Origin of the sequence: Kitasatospora sp. NBC_00039, assembly GCF_045160625.1 — a bacterium.
GTDB lineage: Bacteria > Actinomycetota > Actinomycetes > Streptomycetales > Streptomycetaceae > Kitasatospora.
Window position 1 is genome coordinate 2,859,487 of record NZ_CP108289.1, and the last position, 11,530, is coordinate 2,871,016.

General features: G+C 72.4%; 7 protein-coding genes. 4 read left to right on the forward strand and 3 right to left on the reverse strand.

The window, feature by feature from the left end; translation table 11 throughout:
• Positions 1-240 precede the first annotated feature (240 nt).
• The 4 genes from OG286_RS12785 to OG286_RS12800 all read left to right on the forward strand — a co-directional run bounded on the left by OG286_RS12785 (position 241) and on the right by OG286_RS12800 (position 6,101).
• On the forward strand, positions 241-957 hold the full coding sequence (locus OG286_RS12785) for a LuxR C-terminal-related transcriptional regulator (RefSeq protein ID WP_405361588.1): 717 nt from the start codon (positions 241-243) through the stop codon (positions 955-957).
• A gap of 237 nt (positions 958-1,194) precedes the next feature.
• Complete coding sequence (locus tag OG286_RS12790) at positions 1,195-2,457, forward strand: HRDC domain-containing protein (protein WP_396320553.1); 1,263 nt, start codon at positions 1,195-1,197, stop codon at positions 2,455-2,457.
• Between the two features lie 276 nt (positions 2,458-2,733).
• On the forward strand, positions 2,734-3,951 hold the full coding sequence (locus OG286_RS12795) for a thiolase family protein (RefSeq protein ID WP_396320554.1): 1,218 nt from the start codon (positions 2,734-2,736) through the stop codon (positions 3,949-3,951).
• 2 nt (positions 3,952-3,953) lie between these two features.
• Positions 3,954-6,101, forward strand: coding sequence for a 3-hydroxyacyl-CoA dehydrogenase NAD-binding domain-containing protein (locus tag OG286_RS12800; RefSeq protein WP_396320555.1), 2,148 nt, complete (start codon positions 3,954-3,956; stop codon positions 6,099-6,101).
• A 130-nt stretch (positions 6,102-6,231) separates the two neighbouring features.
• Here OG286_RS12800 and OG286_RS12805 read toward each other — a convergent pair whose 3' ends face one another.
• From OG286_RS12805 to OG286_RS12815, 3 genes are all read right to left on the reverse strand, one after another.
• Positions 6,232-7,782: an ArnT family glycosyltransferase gene (locus OG286_RS12805; RefSeq protein WP_396320556.1), complete on the reverse strand. Its 1,551-nt coding sequence runs from the start codon at positions 7,780-7,782 to the stop codon at positions 6,232-6,234.
• A gap of 145 nt (positions 7,783-7,927) precedes the next feature.
• The gene (dxs, locus tag OG286_RS12810; RefSeq protein ID WP_396320557.1) at positions 7,928-9,850 is read right to left on the reverse strand and encodes a 1-deoxy-D-xylulose-5-phosphate synthase; all 1,923 of its coding nucleotides are present in this window, start codon (positions 9,848-9,850) and stop codon (positions 7,928-7,930) included.
• 209 nt (positions 9,851-10,059) lie between these two features.
• Positions 10,060-11,262, reverse strand: coding sequence for an ROK family protein (locus OG286_RS12815; protein WP_396320558.1), 1,203 nt, complete (start codon positions 11,260-11,262; stop codon positions 10,060-10,062).
• Positions 11,263-11,530 lie beyond the last annotated feature (268 nt).

Consider the following 11,530-nt stretch of genomic DNA (forward strand, 5'->3'; position numbering starts at 1 on the left):
GCGTCAATTAACCGGTCGAAACAGACCGATCTGCGCTGGATCTGATCGATTTTGTGCGATTTCAAGGCATGTCGCAATCAGTCGCCTGCGCGATTTGTCCGTATTGTTACTCACTAGATCGTGATCTTTCGCTAAAGCCGGGCACGGTTGCTGCCGAAGCAGACTGTGACCCTTTCCAAACGCGGAACACTCCGACCGCCCCCATCGGGGTTCCGTCCGCCACTCCCCGCAGGAGGCCTGGTGTCGGTCCTTCTTGAGCACCCCGCAAACGTGGTCGCCTACCGGCCGACCAAGCCCACCGCCATGGTGGTCATCGCCGATCCCCGCGTCCGAAACACCGTCACCCGGCACCTCTGGGCGCTCGGCGTCCGCGACGTGATCGAGGTGTCCTCGATCGCCGAGGCCCGCCCCCGGGTCTCCACCCCGCGCGACATCTGCGTCGCCGACGTCCACCTCCCGGACGGCTCCGGGCTGACCATCCTGGCCGAGACCCGCGCCGCGGGCTGGCCCAACGGCCTGGCCCTCTCGGCCGCCGACGACATCGGCGCGGTCCGCAGCGCGCTGGCCGGCGGCGTCAAGGGCTACGTGGTCACCGGGACCAGGACCAACGTCGCCATGCCGGGCCGACCCGGCCTGCCGATCGGCGCCGGCGGCCTGGCCGGCCGGATGCGCCGTCCCGGCATGCCGGGCGTGCCGGGTGCGGCCGGTGCGCCGGGCGCCCCCGGGGCCCCCGGTGCGCCGGGCACGCAGCAGGCCGCGTACCGGGAGCTCTCCGGCCGCGAGGTCGAGGTGCTGCGACTGGTCGCCGAGGGCCAGTCCAACAAGGCGATCGGCGTCGCGATGGGCCTCTCCGCACTCACCGTGAAGAGCCACCTCGCCCGGATCGCCCGCAAGCTGGGCACCGGCGACCGGGCCGGCATGGTCGCGGTCGCCCTACGCACGGGCATCATCCACTGACCTGTCGGTGCGACCGCTGCGGCGGTCCTGGAGGAACGTTCCTCCAGGACCGCCGCAGCCGCTTCCGGCGCCGCACCACGGCGAGCGGCGCCCCCGCCCCGAGCGGGCCGGACACGAGCGGGCACCCCGCCCCGAGCGCCCCGGAGGTGAGCGGGCGGTCATACGGGCATATTCACCGACCCGGTCTGACCAGTCCGACAACACTCCCGGCTGCGAGGTCCGTCGTACCCTTGGTGAGTGACCGACGCCGTAGCAGCCATCCCAGAAGAAGCAGCCCCGGTCCCGCTCCTCGAACCGAAGGAGGGGATCCCGCCAGTCGTGGCGGACGAGCGGGCGCTGGCGGCCGTCGTCGCCGCCTTCGCCGCGGGTACCGGACCGGTTGCCGTCGATGCCGAGCGGGCCTCCGGCTACCGCTACGGCCAGCGGGCGTACCTCATCCAGTTGCGCCGCGCCGGCGCCGGTACCGCGCTGATCGACCCGATCGCCTGCCCCGACCTCAGCGGGCTGGGCGCGGTCCTCGCGGACACCGAATGGGTGGTCCACGCCGCCACCCAGGACCTGCCCTGCCTGGCCGAGGTCGGCATGCGGCCCCAGCGCCTCTTCGACACCGAGCTGGCCGGCCGGATCGCCGGGTTCGCCCGGGTCGGCCTCGGGCCGATGACCGAGAGCGTGCTCGGGCTGAGCCTGGCCAAGGAGCACTCCGCGGTCGACTGGTCCACCCGCCCGCTGCCCGAGCCGTGGCTGCGTTACGCCGCTCTGGACGTCGAGGTGCTGGTCGAGCTGCGCGACGCACTCGAACAGGAGCTGGACGCCCAGGGCAAGCTGGACTGGGCACTGGAGGAGTTCGCCGCGATCGCCGCCGCGCCCCGCCCGGCACCGCGCACCGACCCCTGGCGCCGCACCTCGCAGCTCCACAAGGTCCGCCGGCGCCGCCAGCTGGCCGTGGTGCGCGAACTCTGGCTCACCCGGGACCGCCTCGCGCAGGAGCGGGACGTCTCGCCGGGCCGGGTGCTCCCGGACGCGGCGATCGTCAACGCCGCGCTGGCCATGCCCCTCAACATCGCCGCTCTGCAGGCCGTCCAGGGCTTCGGGCCGCGGGTGCACCGCCGTCAGCTGGAGCAGTGGCTGGCGGCCGTGCAGCGCGGCCGGGAGGTCCCGGAGAACCAGCTGCCGCCGGCCTCCGCGCCGCACGACGGACCGCCGCCGCCGCGCGCCTGGGCCGAGAAGGACCCGGTGGCGGCCGCCCGGCTCTCCGGGGCGCGGGCCGGGGTGAGCGAGCTGGCGGAGGCACACAACCTGCCGGCCGAGAACCTGATCACCCCGGACCTCGTCCGCCGGGTCTCCTGGGAGCCGCCGGCCGACGCGAGCGCCGCCAACGTGGCCGCCGCGCTGCGCCGGCTCGGCGCCCGGCAGTGGCAGGTCGACCTGGTCGCGCCGGTGGTCGCCGCCGCGTTCGTCAAGGCGGCGACGGAGCCGGGCCCGGCCAGGACCGAGCAGTAGGGCCGAGCCTCGGGCAGGCCTGGGCGGCGGGGCCGCGCAGCAGGGCTGAGCAGCAGGACACGGAAGGGGATGCCGTTTCGACGACGGCATCCCCTTCGTCGTACCCGGACGGGGCGACGTGTCGCGGGACACACGTGGAGATCGGGCCGTCGGGCCTGGGCAGGTTGGTTACCGACCGGTAGCATGGCGGTGAAGCGGCGCCGCTCACGTCCTCTCTGCGACGGACGGCGGCAGCCTGCCCACCTCAACCTGTTGGTCCCTGGGAGGAGAGCCCCCGTGCCTCGTACCGCGAGGGACGTCGTCTTCGTCGATGGCGTCCGCACCCCGTTCGGCAAGGCCGGCCCGAAGGGCATCTACCACGAGACGCGCGCCGACGACCTCGTCGTCAAGTGCATCCGGGAACTCGTGCGCCGTAACCCGAACCTGCCCGTCGAACGCATCGACGAGGTCGCCGTCGCGGCCACCACGCAGATCGGCGACCAGGGTCTGACGATCGGCCGCACCGCCGCCCTGCTGGCCGGCCTGCCGAAGTCCGTCCCGGGCTACTCGATCGACCGCATGTGCGCCGGCGCGCTGACCGCCGTCACCGCCACCGCCGGCGGCATCGCCTTCGGCGCGTACGACATCGTCGTGGCCGGCGGCGTCGAGCACATGGGCCGCCACCCGATGGGCGAGGGCGTCGACCCGAACCCGCGCTTCGTCTCCGAGAAGCTCGTCGACGAGTCCGCCCTGTTCATGGGCATGACCGCGGAGAACCTGCACGACCGGTTCCCGCACATCACCAAGGAACGCTGCGACGCCTACGCCGTGCGCTCGCAGGAGAAGGCCGCCAAGGCCTACGCCAACGGCGACATCCAGCCGGACCTGGTGCCGATCTCGATCCGCAACACCAACCCCGCGGTCGGCGAGACCGGCTGGGGCCTGGCCACCGTGGACGAGCCGCTGCGCCCGGGCACCACGATGGAGAGCCTGGCGGGTCTGAAGACCCCGTTCCGCCCGCACGGCAACATCACCGCGGGCAACTCGGCCGGCCTGAACGACGGCGCCACCGCGTCGCTGCTGGCCGCCGAGGACGTCGCCGAGGAGCTCGGCCTCCCGGTCAAGATGCGCCTGGTCTCGTACGCCTTCGCGGGCGTCGAGCCCGAGGTCATGGGCATCGGCCCGGTGCCGGCCACCGAGAAGGCCCTGGCCAAGGCCGGCCTGACGATCGACGACATCCAGGCCTTCGAGGTCAACGAGGCCTTCGCCGTCCAGGTGCTGGCGTTCCTGGACCACTACGGCATCGCGGACGACGACGAGCGGGTCAACCCGTTCGGCGGCGCGATCGCCTTCGGCCACCCGCTGGCCTCCTCCGGCGTGCGCCTGATGAACCAGCTGGCGCGCCGCTTCGAGCAGCGCCCGGACGTCCGCTACGGCCTCACCACGATGTGCATCGGCTTCGGCATGGGCGGCACCATCATCTGGGAGAACCCGCACTTCGAGGGTGGTAAGTGAGCATGAGCACCACTACTGAGCTGCTGCAGCACGGCGCCGAGCTGTTCCCGGGCGAGGTCGTCACCACGGCCCACGTCCGCCACCTGGACCTGCCGCTGCAGGCCGGCAAGCTGGCCCTGATCACCCTGGACAACGGCTTCGACCACACCAAGCCGACCACCTTCGGCCCGGGCTCGCTGCTGAAGCTGTCCGTCGCGCTGGACCAGGTCGAGGCCGAGGCCGCCGAGGGCAAGATCGTCGGTGTCGCCGTCACCGGCAAGCCGTTCATCTTCGCGGTCGGCGCCGACCTCAAGGGCGTCGAGCTGCTCAAGGAGCACGCGGACGCGCTGGCCATCGGCAAGGGCGGCCACGAGGTCTTCAAGCGGATCGCCGCGCTGCCCGTCCCGTCCTTCGCGTTCTACAACGGCGCGGCGATGGGCGGCGGCGTCGAGGTCGGCCTGCACTGCACCTACCGCACCGTCAGCGCGGGCGTCCCGGCGTTCTCGCTGCCGGAGGTCTTCCTGGGCCTCGTCCCCGGCTGGGGCGGCTGCACCATTCTGCCGAACCTGATCGGCCCCTCGAAGGCGATCAAGGTCATCATCGAGAACTCGATGAGCCAGAACAAGCAGCTCAAGGGCAAGGACGTGTTCGAGCTGGGGATCGCCGACGCGATCTTCGAGCCGGCCGACTTCCTGGAGCAGTCGCTGCTGTGGGCCGCCAAGGTCCTCAAGGGCGACGTCGTCGTCGAGCGCGAGGCGATCGACCGCGGCAAGGCCTGGGACGACGCCGTCGCCTGGGGCCGCCTGGTCGCCGACGCCAAGGTGCACGGCGCCGCGCCGGCCGCCTACAAGGCGCTGGACATCATCCAGCTGGTCAAGGACGCCGGCCTCACGGACGCGGCCGGTCTGCAGGCCGGCTTCGACGCCGAGGACGCGGCCCTGGCCGACCTCATCATGAGCGGCGAGCTGCGCAGCGGCATCTACGCCTTCAACCTGGTGCAGCGCCGGGCCAAGCGCCCGTTCGGTGCCCCGGACAAGTCGCTGGCCCGCCCGGTCAGCAAGGTCGGCATCGTCGGTGCCGGTCTGATGGCCTCCCAGCTGGCGCTGCTCTTCGCGCGCCGGCTGGAGGTGCCGGTGGTCCTCACCGACATCGACCAGGAGCGCATCGACAAGGGCGTCGGCTACGTCCACGCCGAGATCGACAAGCTGCTCGGCAAGGGCCGGATCGGCAACGACAAGGCCAACCGCCTCAAGGGCCTGGTCACCGGCTCGCTCGACAAGGCCGTCGGCTTCGGCGACGCGGACTTCGTGATCGAGGCCGTGTTCGAGGAGATGGGCGTCAAGCAGACCGTCTTCGCCGACCTGGAGAACGTGGTCTCGCCGACCTGTGTGCTGGCGACCAACACCTCCTCGCTGTCGGTCACCGAGATGGCCTCGAAGCTGAAGCACCCCGAGCGGGTCGTCGGCTTCCACTTCTTCAACCCCGTCGCGATTCTGCCGCTGCTGGAGATCGTCCGCGGCGAGCAGACCGACGACGCCTCGCTGGCCACCGCCTTCGGCGTCTCGAAGAAGCTGAAGAAGACCTCGGTGCTGGTCAAGGACGCCCCGGCGTTCGTGGTGAACCGGATCCTGACCCGCTTCATGGGCGAGATCCAGAACATCATCGACGAGGGCACCCCGATCGCCACGGTCGAGAAGGGCGTCGAGCCGCTCGGCCTGCCGATGTCCCCGATCGTGCTGCTGGAGCTGGTCGGCCCGGCCATCGCGCTGCACGTCTCGGAGACCCTGCACGGCGCCTTCCCGGAGCGGTTCACCGTCTCCGAGAACCTCGGCAAGGTGGTCAAGGCCGGCAAGCGCGGCTTCTACACCTGGGTGGACGGCAAGCAGGTCCTCGACCCCGAGGTGCTGGAGCTGCTCTCCTTCGGCGACACCGTGCTGACCGAGGAGCAGGTGCTCAACCGCTCCCTGGAGGCCGTCGCGCAGGAGATCGGCCTGATGCTGGAGGAGGGTGTCGTCGCCGAGGCGCAGGACATCGACCTCTGCATGATCACCGGTGCCGGCTGGCCCTTCCACCTGGGCGGGATCACCCCGTACCTGGACCGTGAGGGCGTCTCGGAGCGGGTGACCGGCAAGCGGTTCCTCGCCCCGGGTGTGGCCTCGGTGCCCGCCTAGCAGTGACGCGAAGAGCCCCGGTGACCTTGGAGGTCACCGGGGCTCTTCCGTATGTGCCGCGCGGGGAGGGGGCCGTACGGGCCGGGCTCTTCACGGGCCGGGGCGTCCGCGCGGGGAGGGGCGCCGGGGCTCAGTGCTTGAGGCGGTAGACCACGGTGTCGGCGAAGACGCCGACCATCTCGTAGTGGGTGTCCAGCAGGTTCTCGATCCGCGGGATCTGGGTCGGCTGGTACGGCGCCAGGCCCGAGTCGTCCACCACGACCTCCGGGAGGCCGTTGGCGAGCAGCTCCTTGTCGAAGGTCTGCCAGGCGTTGCTGACGCTGTACTGCTCGCCGACGTTGGGGCTGCTGTCCTTGCCGCCGCTGTAGTTGGTCAGGAAGCCGGCCGTCAGGTAGCGGGTGGCCGGCTTGCGGTCGGCCAGCCAGTACAGCTCCGGGTGCATGCCCCAGACCAGCACGGTGTCCTTCGGCGTGGTCTGCGCGGCGACGGCGGTGGCCACCTCGGTGGTCTGGTTGAGCCGCTCGCCCGGCCAGGCCAGCGCCAGCGCCCAGAACACGGTGGCGGCAGCCGTCGTGTACGCCAGGACGGGCTTCCAGCGGATCGCCGAGGTGGCGACCGCGCCGGTGCCCAGCAGGACCAGCGGGGGCATCAGCTGGAGGTAGTAGTGGCCGAAGAAGTGGAAGCCGACGCTGACCGCGACCACCGAGGAGAGCAGCCAGACCCAGAGGTCGGCGGTGGAGCCGTGCTCCTCCCCCGCGACCGGCAGCGGGCGGTGGCGGTACTTCAGCCAGAGCCTGCGCCCGACCGGCAGCAGGAAGCCCAGGCCGGCCCCGACCAGGATCGCCGAGTTGCCGAGCGCCCGGCCGGTCATCTGCAGCCAGGCTCCGCCGAACGAGGCGTAGTCGCCGCTGCCGGTGACCACCCAGAACAGGAAGCCCTTGGGCTTGGTGAGGATGACCGCGACCAGCGCTATCGGCAGCGTGAAGCCGAAGCCGATCTTGAACAGCGCGGGCGGCCAGCGGACGCCGCGCCGGCGGGCGTCCTGGAACAGCATCCAGAGCACCGGGAGCAGCACCGCGCCGCCGGTCTGCTTGGTCAGCGAGCAGAGTGCCACCGCGATGCCCGCGGCCAGCCAGCGGCGCCGCTCGGCGTACCGGAAGGCCGCCACCATGGCGGGCAGCATGAACACCTCGAAGGTGGCCGCCTGGGTGTCCTCCGGGGAGAGCCCGATGGAGACCAGCAGGTAGAGCAGGCCGGCGCCGGCGCCCGCCCGGTTGCCCCAGCGTCCGCGGGCGATCGAGGCCAGCAGGATCGCGGTGCCCAGGTGCGCGACGACCGCCAGGGTGCGCAGCGGCCAGAGCGAGGCGGAGCCGAAGACGGCGAAGCAGGCCTGGTAGAGCCAGGGCAGCAGCGGGGGCTTCCGGTCGACGACGGTGTCGTAGAGGACGCCCCCGTCGGCCAGCATCCGGGCCTGGGTGGCCAGGAAGCCCTCGTCGGGGCTCCAGACCGGCCGGACGAAGGAGGGGATGTGCGTGGTGAGCGCGACCAGGGCCAGCACCGGCACCAGCCTCGCCCAGTAACGCCCTCCTTGCCCGCCGACGGGCAGGAGGAGCCCAGTACGGACGCGGTCGGGCAGGCGCTCGGCTAGCCCGGCGAGGCGGGGGCGGGTGGGGGTCGGCACGGATGACAACCTACCGGGCGGGACCGGCGCGGGCAGCGCCGGTCCCGCCTTTCGGTGCGATTATCGCCTTGCCCCCGGGTGGACTGTTGCGAAGTTGTCGCAAACGGACGCCGTGGGAGCGGGCCGGGGTGGCCCGGGGCCGGGCTCAGGCCTCGACGGTGGCCACGTCCAGCTTGGCGAGCCGGGAGACCAGCGCGGTCACCTGGCGGGCGATGTCCGGCGCGTTGAGCCCGATCTCGGCGAGGATCTCGCCCCGGGAGGCGTGGTCCAGGAACTCCTGCGGGATGCCGAAGTCACGCAGCGGGACGTCCACCTCGGCGTCGCGCAGCGCCTGCGCGATCGCGGCGCCGACGCCGCCGACCCGGCCGTTGTCCTCGATCGTGACGACCGCCCGGTGCTCGGCGGCCAGGCCCGGCAGGGCCGCGTCCACCGGCTTGACCCAGCGCGGGTCCACCACGGTCGCGCTGATGCCCTGGGCGGCCAGCAGGTCGGCCACCTCCAGGCTGGTCGGGGCCATCGCGCCGACCGAGACGACCAGCACGTCGGCGCGGCGGCCGTCGGCCGGCCCCGAACCCTCCGCGGTCTCGCGCAGCACGTCCATGCCGCCGATCCGGCCCACCGCGGCGACGGCCGGGCCGACCGTGCCCTTGGAGTAGCGGACCACCGTCGGGGCGTCCGTGACCTCGACGGCCTCGCGCAGCTGGGCACGGACCTGGTCGGCGTCACGGGGCGCGGCCAGCCGCAGGCCCGGGACGACCTGGAGGATCGACATGTCCCACATGCCGTTGTGCGAGGCGCCGTCGGTGCCGGTGACACCGGCCCGGTCCAGGACGAAGGTGACGCCCAGCTTGTGCAGGGCGACGTCCATCAGGACCTGGTCGAAGGCGCGGTTGAGGAAGGTCGCGTAGACCGCGAAGACCGGGTGCAGGCCGTTGGTGGCCAGGCCGGCCGCGCTGGTGACGGCGTGCTGCTCGGCGATGCCGACGTCGAAGATCCGGTCCGGGAAGGCCTTGGCGAACGGGGCCAGGCCCACCGGGTGGAGCATCGCGGCGGTGATGGCGACGATGTCCTCGCGCTCGTGGCCGAGCGCGACCATCTCCTCGCCGAAGACCGAGGTCCAGTCCTTGCCCGAGCTCTTGACCGGCAGGCCGGTGTCCGGGTGGATCACGCCGACCGCGTGGAAGCGGTCCTCGTCGTTGTTCTCGGCCGCGTGGTAGCCGCGGCCCTTCTCGGTGAGGCAGTGGACGATCACCGGGCCGCCGAAGCCACGCGCCTTGGTGAGCGCCGACTCCAGGGCGGTGAGGTCGTGGCCGTCGATCGGGCCGATGTACTTGAGGCCGAGGTCCTCGAACATGCCCTGCGGGGCGATGAAGTCCTTCAGGCCCTTCTTGGCGCCGTGCAGCGTGTCGAACAGCTGCTGGCCGACCACCGGGGTGCGCTGCAGGGCGTCCTTGCCCCAGGAGAGGAAGCGCTCGTAGCCCTGGGTGGTGCGCAGCGTCGCGAGGTGGTTGGCGAGGCCGCCGATGGTCGGCGAGTAGGAGCGCTCGTTGTCGTTGACGACGATGACGACCGGCAGGTCCTTGGCGTCGGCGAGGTTGTTGAGCGCCTCCCAGGCCATGCCGCCGGTGAGCGCGCCGTCGCCGATGACCGCGACGACCGGGTCCGTCTTGCCCTTGATCTTGTTGGCCTTGGCCAGGCCGTCCGCGTAGGAGATGACGGTGGAGGCGTGCGAGTTCTCGATCACGTCGTGCTCGGACTCGGCGCGGGACGGGTAGCCGGAGAGGCCGCCGCTCATCTTCAGCCGGGAGAAGTCCTGGCGGCCGGTGAGCAGCTTGTGGACGTAGCTCTGGTGGCCGGTGTCGAAGAGGATGCGGTCGCGCGGCGAGTCGAAGACCCGGTGCAGCGCGACAGTCAGCTCCACGACGCCGAGGTTCGGGCCGAGGTGGCCGCCCGTCTTGGAGACCTCCGTCACCAGGAAGGTCCGGATCTCCTCGGCCAGGGTGGCCAGCTGTCCGGGCGTGAGCCGGTCGAGATCGCGCGGTCCCCGAATGCGGGTCAGCAGGGCCACCCGTTCCTCCTCGTTCAAAGTCGCGGACCGCGGGCGGTCCGACGGGCGTCGCTGCCCGGTGTGCCGGCGCGGTCCGACGAACTCGGTCGGTGCCGACCGGTCGAGTCTAATGTCCACTTACCGGACGCCGAGCGGGGCGCCCACCACCACCCGCCGGCAATCGCCGTACGGGGCGCGCAGACGGCCACGGAGGGTCCCCCGGCGGGTACTCACGGTCGGGCGACGGACGCCTGTACGGATCTGCCGAGCGTCCCGGAGTCGTCCATCTCGCTCATCACCAGCGCCAGCGCGCCCAGCACCTCGGCCCGGCCGCCCAGGGTGCCCGGGACCACCGACAGCTGGCGGGCCGCGCTCGGGATGGCGTAGCGGGCCACCGAATCCCGGATCGGGGCCAGCACCAGCTCACCGGCGTCGGCGAGGTCGCCGCCGAGGATCACCCGGCGGGGATTGAGCAGGTTGCAGAGGGTGGCGACGCCGGTGCCGATCTGCCGGCCCGCGTCGGCGATCACCCGGCGGCAGCCCAGATCGCCCTGGTGCGCCAGCTCGACCACCCGGGGCAGCGAGAGGTCCGGGCCGAGGGTGGTGGAGAGCAGGCCCAGCAGGTAGCGGGAGCCGACGAAGGTCTCCAGACAGCCGCGGTTGCCGCAGCGGCAGACCGGGCCGGCCTCGTCCAGGGTGATGTGCCCGATCTCACCGGCGGTTCCGCCGGGGCCGCGGTAGATCTGGCCGTTGACCACCAGGCCGGCACCGACACCGCTGGCCACCTTGATGTAGGCGAGGTCGCTCAGGCCGCGGCCCGCACCCCAGACCAGCTCGCCCAGCGCGCCCAGGTTGGCGTCGTTGTCCACGTGCACCGGCATGCCCAGGCGCTCGGCCAGCTCGCGGCCGGGGGCGATGCCCGTCCAGCCCGGCAGGATCGCGGTGGAGCCGAGCGCGCCGGTCTCCACGTCGATCGGGCCGGGGACCCCGAGCCCCACCCCGATCACCTTGTCCGGGCGGAACCCGGCCTGGGCCAGGAGCCGCTCCACCAGCGCCTCGGCGCGGTCGAAGCCCTGGGCGGCCGAGACGTCCACGTCGATCGGGGCGCTCTCCTCGGCGAGCACCCGGTGCGCGAGGTTGCCGACGGCGACCCGGAGGTGGGTGTGGCCGAAGTCGATGCCCACCACGATGCCGGCGTCGCCGCTGAGCGAGACGCTGCGGGCGCGGCGGCCGCCGGAGGAGGTGTCGGCGACCACGACGGTGCCGCTCTCCTTGAGTTCCCGGACGATGTTGGACACGGTGGCCGCGGAGAGCCCGGTGCCGCGGGCGATCTCGGCCTGGGTCAGCGAGCCGGCCATCCGTACCGCCCGGAGCACGCGCTCCAGGTTCGCCCGGTGCAGTGAGGACTGCGAGCCCGGTGTGTCCGTCGACATGATCCACCCTCCCAAGGGCGAGGGAACCCCTCCGCCGGGCGATCCCTTCAACTCCTGAAGCCTAGGCCCTGAAGGGGGTCGGGGGTGCGGCGACGGGCGACGTGGGTGGAACGGCGGGTGACGGGGAGGCGGCGCGAGGGCGTCCGGGTGGCGCGGCCGGCGGCGGCACGGCAGGGCGCGGCGGGGGTCGGACGGCGGGGGTCGGGGAGGCGGCGACGGGCGTCGGGAGGGGCGCGCGTGGCGGGGAGGGCAGGTGAGGGGGTGGCGC

What these genes read in the sequence shown, in the direction of transcription:
- OG286_RS12815 (WP_396320558.1), bottom strand. Translation starts at nt 11,262, where the DNA reads ATGTCGACGGACACACCGGGCTCGCAGTCCTCACTGCACCGGGCGAAC.
- OG286_RS12800 (WP_396320555.1), top strand. Translation starts at nt 3,954, where the DNA reads ATGAGCACCACTACTGAGCTGCTGCAGCACGGCGCCGAGCTGTTCCCG.